General features: G+C 64.2%; 14 protein-coding genes and 3 tRNA genes. 2 read left to right on the forward strand and 15 right to left on the reverse strand.

Annotation, left to right across the window (positions count from 1 at the left end):
• Window positions 1-265 precede the first annotated feature (265 nt).
• From LPA45_RS11695 to uvrC, 5 genes are all read right to left on the reverse strand, one after another.
• Window positions 266-339 (reverse strand) — tRNA-Cys (locus tag LPA45_RS11695).
• Between the two features lie 107 nt (window positions 340-446).
• Window positions 447-522, reverse strand: a tRNA-Gly gene (locus LPA45_RS11700).
• Window positions 523-582: 60 nt separating this feature from the next.
• Window positions 583-658, reverse strand: a tRNA-Gly gene (locus tag LPA45_RS11705).
• Between the two features lie 172 nt (window positions 659-830).
• The gene (pgsA, locus tag LPA45_RS11710) at window positions 831-1,430 is read right to left on the reverse strand and encodes a CDP-diacylglycerol--glycerol-3-phosphate 3-phosphatidyltransferase (RefSeq protein WP_317919891.1); all 600 of its coding nucleotides are present in this window, start codon (window positions 1,428-1,430) and stop codon (window positions 831-833) included.
• A gap of 108 nt (window positions 1,431-1,538) precedes the next feature.
• Window positions 1,539-3,650, reverse strand: coding sequence for an excinuclease ABC subunit UvrC (gene uvrC, locus LPA45_RS11715; RefSeq protein WP_317919889.1), 2,112 nt, complete (start codon window positions 3,648-3,650; stop codon window positions 1,539-1,541).
• Window positions 3,651-3,764: 114 nt separating this feature from the next.
• Here uvrC and earP point away from each other — a divergent pair, with 114 nt between their 5' ends.
• Both earP and efp read left to right on the forward strand, forming a co-directional pair.
• On the forward strand, window positions 3,765-4,934 hold the full coding sequence (gene earP / locus LPA45_RS11720; RefSeq protein WP_317919887.1) for an elongation factor P maturation arginine rhamnosyltransferase EarP: 1,170 nt from the start codon (window positions 3,765-3,767) through the stop codon (window positions 4,932-4,934).
• Window positions 4,935-5,149: 215 nt separating this feature from the next.
• Entirely contained in the window at window positions 5,150-5,710 is a 561-nt protein-coding gene (gene efp, locus LPA45_RS11725; RefSeq protein WP_022535910.1) for an elongation factor P, read from the forward strand.
• Window positions 5,711-5,798: 88 nt separating this feature from the next.
• On the opposite strand, the gene nagZ is transcribed toward efp, so the two are convergent.
• The 10 genes from nagZ to LPA45_RS11775 form a co-directional block, all read right to left on the reverse strand.
• Window positions 5,799-6,848 (reverse strand): beta-N-acetylhexosaminidase, encoded by a 1,050-nt coding sequence (gene nagZ / locus LPA45_RS11730; RefSeq protein ID WP_317919884.1) that lies wholly within the window; start codon window positions 6,846-6,848, stop codon window positions 5,799-5,801.
• A gap of 14 nt (window positions 6,849-6,862) precedes the next feature.
• Window positions 6,863-7,285, reverse strand: coding sequence for a holo-ACP synthase (gene acpS, locus LPA45_RS11735; protein ID WP_116322230.1), 423 nt, complete (start codon window positions 7,283-7,285; stop codon window positions 6,863-6,865).
• Complete coding sequence (gene pdxJ / locus LPA45_RS11740) at window positions 7,282-8,064, reverse strand: pyridoxine 5'-phosphate synthase (RefSeq protein ID WP_317919881.1); 783 nt, start codon at window positions 8,062-8,064, stop codon at window positions 7,282-7,284. Before pdxJ ends, acpS begins: the two co-directional genes overlap by 4 nt.
• 34 nt (window positions 8,065-8,098) lie before the next feature.
• Window positions 8,099-8,986, reverse strand: coding sequence for a DNA repair protein RecO (recO, locus tag LPA45_RS11745; RefSeq protein WP_317919879.1), 888 nt, complete (start codon window positions 8,984-8,986; stop codon window positions 8,099-8,101).
• Between the two features lie 28 nt (window positions 8,987-9,014).
• Window positions 9,015-9,950 (reverse strand): GTPase Era, encoded by a 936-nt coding sequence (gene era, locus LPA45_RS11750; RefSeq protein ID WP_116322233.1) that lies wholly within the window; start codon window positions 9,948-9,950, stop codon window positions 9,015-9,017.
• Window positions 9,947-10,717, reverse strand: coding sequence for a ribonuclease III (gene rnc, locus LPA45_RS11755; RefSeq protein WP_116322234.1), 771 nt, complete (start codon window positions 10,715-10,717; stop codon window positions 9,947-9,949). The genes era and rnc overlap by 4 nt, the downstream gene beginning before the upstream one ends.
• A gap of 1 nt (window position 10,718) precedes the next feature.
• Window positions 10,719-11,132, reverse strand: coding sequence for a DUF4845 domain-containing protein (locus LPA45_RS11760; protein ID WP_317919878.1), 414 nt, complete (start codon window positions 11,130-11,132; stop codon window positions 10,719-10,721).
• A 49-nt stretch (window positions 11,133-11,181) separates the two neighbouring features.
• Window positions 11,182-12,081 (reverse strand): signal peptidase I, encoded by a 900-nt coding sequence (gene lepB, locus LPA45_RS11765; protein ID WP_116322236.1) that lies wholly within the window; start codon window positions 12,079-12,081, stop codon window positions 11,182-11,184.
• A gap of 90 nt (window positions 12,082-12,171) precedes the next feature.
• Complete coding sequence (gene lepA, locus LPA45_RS11770) at window positions 12,172-13,965, reverse strand: translation elongation factor 4 (RefSeq protein ID WP_116322237.1); 1,794 nt, start codon at window positions 13,963-13,965, stop codon at window positions 12,172-12,174.
• A gap of 210 nt (window positions 13,966-14,175) precedes the next feature.
• Window positions 14,176-14,460 (reverse strand): glutaredoxin family protein, encoded by a 285-nt coding sequence (locus tag LPA45_RS11775; RefSeq protein ID WP_116322238.1) that lies wholly within the window; start codon window positions 14,458-14,460, stop codon window positions 14,176-14,178.
• Between the last annotated feature and the right edge of the window lies 1 nt (window position 14,461).

The raw sequence follows: 14,461 nt of genomic DNA on the forward strand, positions 1-14,461 counted from the left end.
AAGCAGGGAAAGAACGGGAAGTGCCGCAGCGGCCCCGGACACGCTGGAGGCGCATCACGGATCAGGAATGGCGTATGACATGCTGCGCCGCGATCCATCGCGCGGCGCACCCCGAAAAGCGTACGACAGGAGTAATGTAACATGCCCGCCGCGCGCTCAAAGCGCAGAAATGCGTGGAAATTCCTGGCAATGGCGAGTGCAGGGATGACGTAGCGGATTGCGCAAAACAAAAGCGGCGCCCAAAGGGCGCCGCTTTGCATGCAACTGGAGGCGGAGGTCGGAATCGAACCGGCGTACACGGCTTTGCAGGCCGCTGCATAACCACTCTGCCACCCCGCCAGGTGACGTGATGCTGGATTGTATCCGCATTCAGCCGATGCTGCCGGCCGGCCTGTCGCGGCAATTCAACCCAAACAAAAAGGGAAGCGCAGCTTCCCTTTGGGGACTGGAGCGGGAGACGAGTCTCGAACTCGCGACCTCAACCTTGGCAAGGTTGCGCTCTACCAACTGAGCTACTCCCGCATACAACTTTTTGCTGCCAGCCCGGCGGGTGCCATGCACGCTGCCGAACCTTTGATAACCTGGAGCGGGAGACGAGTCTCGAACTCGCGACCTCAACCTTGGCAAGGTTGCGCTCTACCAACTGAGCTACTCCCGCAGGGTACTGCTTCAAAAACTTTTCAAGGCATTTTGTATCGCAATTTGCCGCTATCACACAACATCTTGCGCTAAACCTGCCTTATCTCGCTGCTTTCGTTTGCGTCGTCAGCAACGAGAATGAGATTATGCAAAAAGCTCCTCCCTGCGTCAATAGCTTTTTGGAAATTCTTTTACTTGCGCGCGCCGGCGCTCGCCACCACGCCGCTGCGCTCACGGATCTGCGGCCACGCCAGCTTCATGTAATAGATCATCGACCACAGCGTCAGCACAGCGGCCAGATAAATCATCCACGTACCCAGCACGTAGGCATTGAAGCCGAACAGTTGGCCACTGAACAGCAGCAGCGGGATCGCGATCATCTGCACGGTGGTCTTCAGCTTCCCGAGGAAGTTCACCGCCACGCTCTTGGACGCGCCGATCTGCGCCATCCACTCGCGCAGCGCCGAGATCGTGATCTCGCGTCCGATGATGACCAGCGCGATCAGGTCAGTGACCCGATCCAGCGCCAGCAGGGACAGCAGCGCCGCCGTCACCATCAGCTTGTCTGCGACCGGATCGAGGAATGCGCCGAACGACGAGGTCTGGTTCCAGCGCCGCGCCAGGAAGCCGTCGAGCCAGTCCGTCACCGCGGCGATGATAAAGAACGCCGCCGCCGTCAGGTTCTTGGTGTGCATGGGAAGCCATGCGTCGGGCAGGTAAAACACGCCCACCACCAGGGGAATCATGGCGACGCGAAGCCAGGTCAGCAGGATCGGAATATTGAAAGGCATGGAACTCGGGCGGCGGGGGAACGTGACCAATCCCGCGATTGTCGCCGATTTCGGGACCAATCGACCATCATTGACCATTTTCGTGACCGCGCCAGCAACTGCCGCGGGTCAATGCAGCTGCCGATAGATCTCCTCGGCCAGCCCGCGCGAGATGCCCTCGACGCTGGCCAGCTCGTCGATGCTGGCGGCCATCACGCCACGCAGGCCGCCGAAACGGGTCAGCAGCTTCTGCCGCCGGCGCGCGCCGACGCCTTCGATTTCTTCCAGCCGCGAGGTTGTGCGCGCCTTGGCCCGGCGCGCGCGCATGCCGGTGATGGCGAAGCGGTGGGCCTCGTCGCGGATCTGCGCCACCAGCATCAGCGCCGCGCTGCCCTGCCCCAGTTCCAGCGACGGACGGCCGTCGGCGAACACCAATGTCTCCAGGCCGACCTTGCGCCCTTCGCCCTTGGCCACGCCGACCAGCAGGCCGATATCCAGCCCCAGCTCCTCGAACACCTGGCGTGCCACCTCGACCTGGCCCTTGCCGCCGTCGATCAGCACGATCTGCGGCATCAGCGCGGCGGCTTCGCTGCCGGCCTGAGCGCCGCCGTCTTCCTGCATCTGCTCGACCAGCTTCTGGTAGCGGCGCGTCAGCACCTGGCGCATGGCGGCATAGTCGTCGCCAGGGATGATGTCCTGGATGTTGTAGCGGCGATATTCGCTGTTCTGCATGTCATGATGGTGGTACACCACGCACGACGCCTGCGTCGCCTCGCCTGCGGTATGACTGATGTCGAAGCACTCCACCCGCAGCAGCGCCAGGTCTTCCAGGTCCAGGCCGATGGTATCCGCCAGCGCGCGCGTACGCCCCTCCTGGCTGCCCTGCTCGGCCAGCCGGCGCGACAACGCCAGCGCCGCTCCCTGCTGCGCCATTTCCAGCCACACCTTGCGCTGGCCCTGCGGCTGGCGTACCAGCGTCACCTTGCGGCCGGCATGCAGCGTCAGCGCCTCAAGCACCGCTGCGTCGTCCGGCACATGGCTGACGACGATGATGGGCGGCGCGGGTTGCTCCAGGTAATGCTGCACCATGAAGGCGGACAACACCCGGGCGGCGATACGCTCGACGGTGAGCGGTAGCGCGGCCCCGGCGACCCCGCCGTCGCCGGCTTCGTCAAGCGTGTCTCGCTGGTCGGCATCCTCGACGATCATTGCGGCCTCATCGGCATGGGCGGGAAAATAGGCCTTGTCGCCCAGATGGCGGCTGCCGCGCACCATGGCCAGGTTGACGCAGGCGCGCCCGCCTTCCACCGCCACGGCCAGCACATCGATATCGCGCGCCTGCCCGCCCACTTCCTCCACGGCCTGGCGCTTGAGCACGGTCGAGAGCGCCGCGATCTGGTCGCGCACCGCGGCGGCCTGCTCGAACTCAAGCCGCTCGGCGTGCTGCTCCATCTTGCCCTGCAGGCCTTCCAGCACTTCAGTCTGGCGGCCCTGCAGGAAGCGCGCCGCGTTGGCCACGTCGCGCGCGTAATCCTCTTCGCTGATGGCGTTGACGCACGGGCCGGTGCAGCGATGGATCTGGTGCAGCAGGCAAGGCCGGGTGCGGTTGTTGAAGACGGTGTCCTCGCAGGTGCGCAGCTGGAACACCTTCTGCAGGATCTGCATGCTCTCGCGCACCGCGTAGGCGCTCGGGAACGGGCCGAAGTACTGGTGCTTGCGGTCGGTGGCGCCGCGGTAGTAAGCCATGCGCGGGAAGCGATGCCCCGTCAGCTTCAGGAACGGGTACGACTTGTCGTCGCGGAACAGGATGTTGTAGCGCGGCGCCAGCGCTTTGATCAGGTTGTTCTCGAGCAGCAGCGCCTCGGCCTCGGTGCGCACCACCGTGGTCTCGATGCGGGCGATGCGCGCGACCATCATCGCGATGCGCGGCGACAGCTGGGTCTTGGTGAAATAGCTCGAGACCCGCTTCTTCAGGTCGCGCGCCTTGCCGACGTAGAGAACGTTGCCCGCGGCGTCGAAATAGCGGTACACGCCAGGCAGGCCTGGCAGGCGCGAGATGACCGGCTTGGGGTCAAAGGGCTCTGGCGGTAGTTCGCCGGGAGCTTCAGCGGCGGTCTCGGGCTGCACCTCGGCGGGAACTTCGGCCGGCGGTTCGGCCCGCGGTTCGGCCGGCGTATCGGCAAGCGTTTCGGCCGCCACATCGGCCTCGGGTTTCGGTGAATCGGATTGCTGGTCGGACATTGGGGGAACGGTGACCGCTACACGGCCGGCGCGCAACAAAATGGCGCGGCCTCTAAAATCGCAAGTTTAGAGCAATTCAGCGGGCCTCCCGCCCGCGCACGCCTCCACCCTGCCATGCCTATCCGCTCCTGGGACATCTTCTGCACCGTGATCGACAATTTCGGCGACATCGGCGTCTGCTGGCGGCTGGCACGCCAGCTTGCGCAGGAGCACGGGCACGCGGTGCGGCTATGGGTCGATGATCTGGCGAGCTTCGCGCGGCTGGCGCCGGAACTCGATACCGGCGCCACCGTGCAGCGCCTGGCGGGCGTGGAAATTCGTCCGTGGCGGCCGGGTGGCCCGGGTGCTGATAGCGACGTGGATGACACCGCCGGGGTAGAGCCACACGACGCCGTCATCGAAGCCTTCGCCTGCGATATACCGCAAGCCTTCCTGGCCCGCATGGCCGCGCGTGATCCCAAACCCGCCTGGATCAACCTGGAGTACCTGAGCGCCGAGCCATGGGTACGGGAGCACCATGCGATGCCCTCGCCCCATCCGCGGCTGCCGCTGGTGAAGCATTTCTTCTTCCCCGGCTTCGAGCCCGGAACCGGCGGCCTCCTGCGGGAATCGATGCTAGGCGCGCAGCGCGCCACCTTCCTCGGCGGCGCGGCCGCCCAGGCGGCCTTGTGGCACCGGCTAAGCGTGACGCCCCGGCCCAAGGCGCTGCGGGTGAGCCTGTTTGCTTACCGCAACCCGGCGCTGCCCGCGCTGCTGGAGCAATGGCGCGATGCCTCCGAGGCGGTCCATTGCCTGGTGCCCGCAGGCCTGGCGGCTGACCAGGTCGCCGAATGGCTGGGCGCGCCGCTGCGGATTGGCGACCCGGTGGAACGTGGCAGCCTGTGCGTGCAGCGGATCCCATTCGTACGACAGGAGCACTATGACGAACTGCTGTGGGCCTGCGACCTGAACTTTGTGCGTGGCGAAGATTCATTCGTACGCGCGCAGTGGGCAGCGCGGCCGCTGGTCTGGCAAATCTACCCCCAGGATGATGCCGCGCACCGGGTCAAGCTCGACGCCTGGCTCGACCTGTTCCGCCAGGGCGGCGTGGCAACCGACGCTGCCGGTGCGCTAACGGATTTCTGGCACGCCTGGAACGGATATGGCGTCCCCGTCGACTGGCCGCGCCTGCGAGAGCATCTGGCGGCACTTGCCGCAATCGCGCCGCGCTGGGAGCGGCGCTTGCAGCATCCAGGAGATCTTGCCGCCAACCTGGTGGCGTTTTGCGAAAATCAGGTAAAATAACCGGTTGATCCAAATGGCGACCGGGCCGGAGAACCAGGTCCTCTCCCACGCGTCAAACGCGTGAGGCGAAGACCTGAATGCAAGCTGAGCACGGGGTCGCGAGCGCGTGGATACCGGCTTTCGGTGGAGCTCATCTGGCCTATCGCAGCGGTAATGCCGGCAGCGCGCCTTCGCCATTCCAAATTCCTACTTTCTTATTCAGGAAAACAGTTCAGATGAAAATCGCACAGGAACTCCGCGTCGGTAACGTGTTCATGATCGGCGGCGATCCGATGGTCGTGCAGAAGGCCGAGTACAACAAGTCGGGCCGCAACGCAGCCGTGGTCAAGATGAAGTACAAGAACCTGCTGACCGACGCCCCGGGCGAGTCGGTGTTCAAGGCCGACGACAAGTTCGAAGTCGTGGTGCTGGAGCGCCGCGAGTGCACCTACTCGTACTTCGCTGACCCGATGTACGTGTTCATGGACACCGACTACAACCAGTACGAAGTCGAGCAGGACAGCATGGGCGACTCGCTGAACTACCTCGAAGACGGCATGACCGTGGAAGTGGTGTTCTACAACGACAAGGCCATCTCGGTTGAAATGCCGACCACGCTGGTCCGCGAAATCGTCTACACCGAGCCGGCCGTCAAGGGCGACACCTCGTCGGGCAAGGTGCTCAAGGGCGCCAAGATCAACACCGGTTTCGAACTGCAAGTGCCGCTGTTCTGCAACATCGGCGACAAGATCGAAATCGACACCCGTACCGGCGAATACCGCAGCCGCGCCAACTAAGGCGTGCGCAACGTCCCGGCTGGCACAGCGGGACCGGCAGAGAAAAAGGCAGCCGAGGCTGCCTTTTCTGTTTTTGGACTCTCGCGGATCAGGCGATCAACCCGTACTCGCGCAGCGTGCGCAGTGCGGCACGGTATTCGCCTTCGCCTTGCAGCTTGTTCCAGTCCATCGGCTTGCGGCGCGGGAACAGCTTGCGGACGCGGCGCTGCGAAGCCTTGTCGATGCCCACGTCAAGTTCGGTCAGCAACTGGTCGGCGCGATCGGGGTGGTTGCAGATCAGCACCATGTCGCAACCCGCCGTCAGCGCGGCGCGCGCGGCTTCCGTCACATTGCCGGCCACGCTGGCGCCTTCCATGCTCAGGTCGTCGCTGAAGATCACGCCTTCGAAGCCCAGTTGCGCGCGTAGCACGTCCTGCAGCCAGTAGCGCGAGAAGCCGGCCGGATTCGGGTCGACCTTCGGATAGATCACGTGCGCCGGCATCACCGACGACAGCGACAAGCCCAGCCATTCATAGGGGCGCGCGTCCTGCTCGAGGATCTCGTCGAGCGTGCGCTCGTCGACCGGGATCGCCACATGCGAATCAGCCTCGACATAGCCGTGGCCGGGGAAGTGCTTGCCGCAGTTGCTCATGCCGGCCAGCAGCAGGCCGTGGTTGAGATGGCCCGACAGCATCGTCACCACGCGCGGGTCGGCATGGAAGGCGCGGTCACCGATCACGGCGCTGCGGCCGTAGTCGAGGTCGAGCACCGGCGTGAAGCTGAAATCGATGTCGCAGGCGCGCAGTTCAGCCGCCAGCACGTAGCCGCATGCCACCGCCGCGCGCGTCGCGGCCAGTACATCGCGATCCCACAGATCGCCCAGGCGGTGCATCGCCGGCAAATGGGTAAAGCCATCGGTCTTGCAGCGCTGCACGCGGCCGCCTTCATGGTCGATGCAGATCAGCACGTCGTCGCGGATCGCGCGGATCGCGCGCGTCAGCGCCTGCAACTGCGTGCGCGATTCGAAGTTGCGCGCGAACAGGATCACGCCGCCGGCCAGCGGATGCGCGATGCGGCGCGCATCTTCCGTATCGAGCTGCTTGCCGACGACGTCAAGGACCACCGGGCCCGGCCGCTTGCCGGAGTTCTTCTTGGACATGGAAGTGCTTGGATTCACAATGCTGTAGTTTGAGGAGCCGCCCCGCCGGTGCGCTCGGCGATGGCGAAGGCGACCGCATAGTCGTGTTCGTCACTGACACTGACCCGCACGGTGAGGCCGCGTTCCGCGAGCCATGCCGCCAGTTCGCCATGGCACACCGGCGAAGGCTCGCCCGAAGGCAGGTTCATCAGCTCCATCGCGCGCCACGTCATCGGCCAGCGCATGCCCAGGCCGATGGCCTTGGAAAAGGCCTCCTTGGCGGCGAAGCGCGTGGACAGGAAGGCGAGGCCGCGTTTTTCGGAACGCGCCTTGCGCGCGTGGTACTTGGCCAGCTCGTTGGGGCCCAGCACCTTTTCAGCGAAGCGGCCGTGGGTGCGTTCCATCACGCCCTGCACGCGGGCGATCTGGATGATGTCGGTGCCGACGCCGTAGATCACGCCGGCGCGCCTGCGACGGGATATCGCGTGCCCAGGCGCGCGGCCACCATGATGGCCTTCATCTCGCGCACCGCGTTCTGCCAGCCGGCAAACACCGCATGCGCGACGATGGCATGACCAATGTTCAATTCCTTGATGCCGGGCAGCGCCGCGATGGGCTGGACATTGGTGTAGTGCAGGCCGTGTCCGGCGTTGACCACCAGGCCGTGCTTGATACCGGCGTCGACACCCTCAGCGATGCGGCGGAATTCCACCGCCTGCTGGTCGGGCGTGTGCGCATCGGCATAGGCGCCGGTATGCAGCTCGATCACCGGTGCACCGCACGCGGCCGCGGCGGCGATCTGGTCGGGGTCGGCATCGATGAACAGCGACACGCGGATGCCCACGCCGGCCAGTTGCGCGCAGGCGGCCTTGACCTGCTCGAAGCGCCCCGCCACGTCGAGGCCGCCTTCGGTGGTCACCTCCTCGCGGCGCTCGGGCACCAGGCATACGTCCTGCGGGCGGATCTCGCAGGCGATATCCAGCATCTCCTGCGTGATTGCGCATTCCAGGTTCATGCGCGTGGCCAGTTGCGGGCGCAGCGCGCGCACGTCGGCGTCGCGAATATGGCGGCGGTCCTCGCGCAGGTGCAGCGTGATCAGGTCGGCGCCGGCTTCCTCGGCCTGCAGCGCGGCCTGGATGGGATCGGGATACACGGTGCCGCGCGCATTGCGCAGCGTGGCGACGTGGTCGATATTGACGCCAAGGTCGATGACGCCCGGATTTGCGTGGAAGATCATGCGAGCAGGAGAGATTCGGATTGGAATGGTTCGGTCACAGAAACTGCAGGTCGATCAGTATCTGGCGCGTTTTCAGCGGTTCGCCTTGCAGATAATAATGCAGCAGGAAGCGCATCAGTGCCCGGCTTTGCGCCGCGGTCTGCGCACGGCTGTAGTCGTCCTGCGCCATGTCGAGCAGCGTCTGCCCCGACACCACCGGCCACGACGACGGGTCGCTCGGCTGGGCGCGGCGCACGCCGCGCTCGGGCTGGTAGACATAGTCGAGCCCCGACTGCACGCGCTCGCCGGTGCTCAGGCACTGGTCGAAGGCCACCGCGAAGCCGGTGTCCTGCAGCAGCACGCGCTCGAAGCTGCGCAACACCAGCCCGGCGGGTTCGCCATGCGCCAGCCGCGTGAGCGTGGCCAGGTAGTGGCGGAACAGCACGGGATACGCATCTTCGCGCGGGCAGAAGCGCATCAGCAATTCATTGAGGTAGAACGCGGACAGCAGCGCATCGCCAGCCAGCGGCGGCATGCCGCCGACCCATTCGGCCTTGGTCAGGGTCTTGACCTCGCCGCGACCGCTCCACGACACCGACACCGGATGGAAATGCTGCAGCACCGCGCGCAACGCCGAATGCGGGCGCTTGGCCCCCTTGGCGACCATCGAGATGCGGCCATGGTCGCGCGTGAAGACGTCGAGGATCAGGCTGGTCTCGCGATACGGCCAGGCGTGCAGCACGAAGCCGGGCTGCTCGGCGACGCGCGACTCGGGCCGGGCCGGCACGATGCGCATGGCGCGGTCCATCATGGCGCATGCGGCAGCATCCGCCATGCCGGGCAGCGCCCTGCTGTCGAGCAGTTCGGCCGCCTCGTCCACCACCGGATCCGCGCGGCGGGCGCGGGGCGCCGGCACGCGTGCGATGTCAGCCGTCTTGCTCAATGGTCGCTCGCCTTTGGTCGCAGTGCGCTCACTCGTAGCCGTAGGCCCGCAGTCCCGCTTCGTTGTCGGCCCAGCCGCTCTTCACCTTGATCCACATTTCCAGGTAGACCTTGCCGTCGAACAGCTTTTCCATGTCGAGGCGCGCTTCGGTGGATATCTGCTTGAGCTTGCTGCCCTTGTTGCCGATGATCATGGCCTTGTGCGCGTCGCGCTCGACCAGGATGGTGGCAAAAACGCGGCGCAGGCGGCCCTCGGTCTCGAACTTGTCGATGACCACGGTGCTGGTGTACGGCAACTCGTCGCCGGTCCAGCGGAACACCTTCTCGCGGATGATCTCCGAGGCGAGGAAGCGCTCGCTGCGGTCGGTCATCGCGTCGGCGTCATACATCGGCTCGCCTTCCGGCAGGTAGGGCCGGATGATCTCGAACAGCCGCGCGATATGGTCGCGGGTCTTGGCCGACATCGGCACCACTTCGCGGAACGGGAACAGCTGCCCCATCTTTTCCAGGAAGGGCATCATCACTTCCGAGCGGTTCTCGCCGATGCGGTCGAGCTTGTTGGTCACCAGCAGCACCGGCGTGTTCTTCGGCAGCAGCGACAGCACCTTCTCGTCGTCGGCGCCGTAATAGCCGGCTTCGACCACGAACAGGATCAGGTCAACCGACGACAGCGTCGACGTGACCGCACGGTTCAGCGAACGGTTCAGCGCGCTGGCGTGGCGGGTCTGGAATCCAGGCGTATCAACGAACACATACTGCGCGTCATCCGTGGTCTGGATGCCGACGATACGGTGCCGTGTAGTCTGCGCCTTGCGCGAGGTGATGCTGATCTTCTGGCCGACCAGCGCGTTCATCAGCGTGGACTTGCCCACGTTGGGGCGGCCGACGATGGCCACGGTGCCGCAGCGGAACGCCGCGGCCGGGGTATCCGCCGCGTCTTGCTGCGGATGGGTAGATTCGGTCATTCCTTCAACCTGAGAGACAGCTGCGGGTCCTGCGGCTGGGGTTGCTTGCGGGTTTTGCCGGTGCGCTCGGCGCGGCTGCGCTTGAGCAGCTGGGGCACCAGCTTCTGGACTTCTTCCAGCGCCAGCTTGGCGGCGGCCTGCTCGGCGGCGCGGCGCGAGGCACCGGTGCCGAACACCCGGACTTCCAGTTTAGGCACCGTGCACTCGACTTCAAACTGCTGGCTGTGCGCGGCACCGTGAGTGGCGATTACGTTATATTGCGGCAGGGCAATCTTGTGGCCCTGCAGGTATTCCTGCAGCAGGGTCTTGGCGTCCTTGCCCAGCGTGCGCGGATCGACCTGCTCCAGGATCGGGATATAGAGCTTGCGGATCAGCGCGCGCGCGGCCTCGAAGCCGGTATCGAGGAAGACCGCGCCGACAATGGCTTCCAGGGCGTCGGCGAGGATCGACGGACGGCGGAAGCCGCCGCTCTTCAGTTCACCCTCGCCGAGGCGCAGCGTGTCAGACAGCTGCAGCATCTGGGCGATCTCATACAGGGCCTGCTGCTTGACCAGGTTGGCCCGCACGCGCGACAAATCGCCTTCATCAAGCTTGCCGAACATGCCATAGAGCATGTCCGCCACGGCGCAGTTGAGCACCGAATCGCCCAAAAATTCGAGACGTTCGTTGTGCTGGGCGCTGTGGCTGCGGTGCGTCAGCGCCTGCTGCAGCAATTCTGGCTTGCTGAATCGGTAGCCGAGTCGTTGCTGCAAGGCGTCGAGGTTCATATCAGTGCTGCGTTCCCGAATAGGTGATCAGAAGACTCAGGGGTCCGTAGACGGGCACTTCGGTCCGGTACGAAAAATCGACCGAGCGGATGTTGCCGTTATCGTCTTCGCGGACCAGCAGGTCTTCGCCCTTGACTGCGGCAATCCGGTCGATGACTGCCTGTTTGTCGAAATATTCGACGACTTCACGTTTGTTGACTGCGCGCTGCTTCGCATAACTGGCGGCGCGCTTCACCGAAAAATACTCCACCAGGCTCGGGATCGAGCGCACGGCCGGCAAGGCCACGCCAATCACGAAAACCACGATCACCAGCAGCGTCCAGACGGAAAAACCGCCCTGCCCGCGGCGCCGTGACCAGGCCGGCACGTACTCCCGGCCCTGTACTTTCCCCTTGCCCTTCCCGGTCTGACCCATTGCGCTTGCCCTCTTTTGTGTTGAGTGTTCTTGCGCCGCGCGGATTGACTTATTTAAACGAGCCCACGCGTCCGAAATTGCCCAGGTTCATCCAGATGACAAAGGCCTTGCCGACGATATTCTCATCCGGCACGAATCCCCAGTAGCGGGAGTCGAGACTGTTGTCCCGGTTGTCGCCCATGACGAAATAGTGACCTGCAGGTACCTTGCACGTCACACCCTGCTGATTGTAAGTGCAGTTTTCCCGGTAAGGGAAATCCGGGTCGGCGCCCGCCACGAACGCCGGCCGGTCGGCATCGTTAAGGATGCCATGATCGACGCTGCCGGGCAGCTTCTCGCGGAAATGCTTGGAATACGCCAGGCGCTCTTCGTCCAGGAAGTCCGGCAGCACGGTGTATTCAGCCGGCTTGCCGTTGATGGTCAAGCGCTTGTTGAAATACTGCACCGTGTCGCCAGGCACGCCGATGACACGCTTGATGTAGTCGAGCGACTGGTCCTTCGGGTAGCGGAACACCATCACGTCGCCGCGCTGGGGCTCGCGCACGTCCTTGATTTTCTTGTTCACCACCGGCAGCCGGATGCCGTACTCATACTTGTTGACCAGGATGAAGTCGCCGATCAGCAACGTCGGAATCATCGAGCCCGACGGGATCTTGAACGGCTCGACCACGAATGAGCGCAGCACGAACACCGCCAAAATCACCGGGAAGAAGCTGGCCGAGTATTCCAGCCACCACGGCTGGCGCAGCTTCTCTTCGGCCAGGCGCTTGCGCGTGGCGTCGGCATCGGTCGCGCCAAAGCCACCTTGCAGCGCCGCCTGGCGGGAATCGAATTCAGCCAGCGCCAGCCGCGCCGAGGCGCGGCGCTGCCGCTCAAACACGAGCTTGTCCGCGACCCACGCAACACCCGTAATCACCACCAGCACAAAAAGGATCAGTGCAAAATTCATGACGGCTTCTGGTTCTTGGAAATCCTGGTACAGCCTGTTCTGTTATGCGCGCGGCTGAAACGCCGCGCGGGGCATCGTGCTGCCGGTGCCTTACTTGTCGTCCACCTGCAGGATGGCCAGGAAGGCCTCTTGCGGGATCTCGACCGTACCGACCTGCTTCATGCGCTTCTTGCCGGCCTTCTGCTTTTCCAGCAGCTTTTTCTTGCGGCTGATATCGCCGCCGTAGCACTTGGCCAGCACGTTCTTGCGCAGCGCCTTGACGTTCTCGCGGGCGATGATATTCGAGCCGATCGCAGCCTGGATCGCCACGTCGTACATCTGGCGCGGGATGATCTCGCGCATCTTGGCGGCGACTTCGCGGCCGCGGTATTGCGAGTTGGAGCGGTGCACGATCACCGACAGCGCATCGACCTTGTCGCTGTTGATCAGGATATCGACCTTGACCACATCCGACGGGCGATATTCCTTGAACTCGTAGTCCATCGACGCATAACCGCGCGACACTGACTTCAGGCGGTCGAAGAAGTCCATCACGATTTCCGCCATCGGGATTTCGTAGGTCAGTTGAACCTGCTTGCCGTGGTAGCTCATGTTGATCTGCGAGCCGCGCTTCTGCGTGCACAGCGTTATCACCGAGCCGACATATTCCTGCGGCATATACAGGTTGACGGTAACGATCGGTTCCAGGATCGCTTCGATCCTGCTCGGATCCGGCATCTTCGCCGGATTTTCCACCGTGATCATGCTGCCGTCGCGCATCTCGACCTGGTACACCACCGTCGGCGCGGTCGTGATCAGGTCCATGTCGAACTCGCGCTCCAGGCGCTCCTGCACGATTTCCATGTGCAGCAGGCCCAGGAAGCCGCAGCGGAAGCCGAAGCCCAGGGCCTGCGACACTTCCGGCTCGAACATCAGCGAGGCGTCGTTCAGGCGCAGCTTCTCCAGCGACTCGCGCAGCGCTTCATACTGGTTGGCCTCAACCGGATACAGGCCGGCGAACACCTGCGGCTTGACTTCCTTGAAGCCCGGCAGCGGCGCCTCGGCCTTGCGCTGCACCGTGGTGATGGTGTCGCCCACCTTGGCGGCCTTCAGTTCCTTGATGCCGGCAATGACAAAACCCACTTGCCCCGCCGTCAACTCGTCGCGCTGGATCGACTTGGGCGTGAACACACCCACCTGCTCCACCAGGTGCTGCGAGCCATTGGCCATCAGCAGCACCTTGTCCTTCGGGCGCAGCGTACCGTTGACCACGCGCACCAGCATCACCACGCCGACGTAGTTGTCGAACCACGAATCGATGATCAGCGCCTGCAGCGGTGCACTGGCGTCGCCCTTGGGCGGCGGCACCTTGGCGATCAGGGCTTCGATCACGTCCTGCACGCCCTGGCCGGTCTTGGCCGAGCACGGGGTGGCATCCTGCGCGTCGATGCCGATGACGTCTTCGATCTCCTGGATCGCGTTGTCCGGATCGGCCTGCGGCAGGTCGATCTTGTTCAGCACGGGCACCACTTCCACGCCCAGCTCGATCGCGGTATAGCAGTTGGCCACGGTCTGCGCCTCAACGCCCTGCGAGGCGTCGACCACCAGCAGCGCGCCCTCGCAGGCGGACAGCGAGCGGCTCACTTCATAGCTGAAGTCGACGTGTCCCGGGGTGTCGATCAGGTTCAGGTTGTAGACCTTGCCGTCGCGCGCCTTGTAGCTCAGCGCCGCGGTCTGCGCCTTGATGGTGATGCCGCGCTCTTTCTCGATATCCATCGAGTCGAGGACCTGCGCTTCCATCTCCCGATCCGACAGCCCTCCGCAGAGCTGAATGATCCGGTCGGCCAGGGTGGACTTCCCATGGTCGATGTGGGCAATGATCGAGAAATTACGGATATGGTCCATCTAGTGTTCAGGGGAGCGCCGGCAACAGGGCCCGGGCGGCAACAAGCGGTTCGTCGCAGTTCGTAAATGGCCCGGCGCCGCGCGCCGCCAGGCGTGCGCGGGCGTGCCGCAAAGGTAAGGGTGCAATTTTTGCGCCAATCCGCAATTTTACCGGATTTTCAAAGGCTTCCGGGTCGTGAAATGGCCACGCCATGCGTGTGTCGAACGCATTCAGCGGATGTTGCGGGCGCCTCCGTGTGCCGCAAGCCACACCCGCACCACACCTTCGTCGAGGAAATAGTGACAAAGCTGCGCAGCACCGCTGTGAAGCGCCTCCGGCGTCCCTGCCATCAATACCGGGACCAGGTCGCCGAAGCGGTCTTCCAGGCTGGCGTCGCTGTCGACATCCACTTCATGCAGTACGAAAGAAAAATCGCGCCGGAGGGACTCCAGCGCGACCTTCATGTCGTCGCACAGATGGCAGTATGCCCGGCCGTAAAGCGTCAGCGCGGGCATG

It is taken from the genome of Cupriavidus sp. Agwp_2 (assembly GCF_040784895.1).
Lineage (GTDB): Bacteria > Pseudomonadota > Gammaproteobacteria > Burkholderiales > Burkholderiaceae > Cupriavidus.

Excerpts from the sequence above, each read along its gene's own strand:
- lepA (WP_116322237.1), bottom strand. The coding sequence starts at position 13,965 with ATGGACCATATCCGTAATTTCTCGATCATTGCCCACATCGACCATGGG.
- efp (WP_022535910.1), top strand. The coding sequence starts at position 5,150 with ATGAAAATCGCACAGGAACTCCGCGTCGGTAACGTGTTCATGATCGGC.
- LPA45_RS11760 (WP_317919878.1), bottom strand. The coding sequence starts at position 11,132 with ATGGGTCAGACCGGGAAGGGCAAGGGGAAAGTACAGGGCCGGGAGTAC.
- era (WP_116322233.1), bottom strand. The coding sequence starts at position 9,950 with ATGACCGAATCTACCCATCCGCAGCAAGACGCGGCGGATACCCCGGCC.
- nagZ (WP_317919884.1), bottom strand. The coding sequence starts at position 6,848 with ATGTCCAAGAAGAACTCCGGCAAGCGGCCGGGCCCGGTGGTCCTTGAC.
- uvrC (WP_317919889.1), bottom strand. The coding sequence starts at position 3,650 with ATGTCCGACCAGCAATCCGATTCACCGAAACCCGAGGCCGATGTGGCG.
- lepB (WP_116322236.1), bottom strand. The coding sequence starts at position 12,081 with ATGAATTTTGCACTGATCCTTTTTGTGCTGGTGGTGATTACGGGTGTT.
- pdxJ (WP_317919881.1), bottom strand. The coding sequence starts at position 8,064 with ATGATCTTCCACGCAAATCCGGGCGTCATCGACCTTGGCGTCAATATC.
- earP (WP_317919887.1), top strand. The coding sequence starts at position 3,765 with ATGCCTATCCGCTCCTGGGACATCTTCTGCACCGTGATCGACAATTTC.
- rnc (WP_116322234.1), bottom strand. The coding sequence starts at position 10,717 with ATGAACCTCGACGCCTTGCAGCAACGACTCGGCTACCGATTCAGCAAG.
- pgsA (WP_317919891.1), bottom strand. The coding sequence starts at position 1,430 with ATGCCTTTCAATATTCCGATCCTGCTGACCTGGCTTCGCGTCGCCATG.
- LPA45_RS11775 (WP_116322238.1), bottom strand. The coding sequence starts at position 14,460 with ATGCCCGCGCTGACGCTTTACGGCCGGGCATACTGCCATCTGTGCGAC.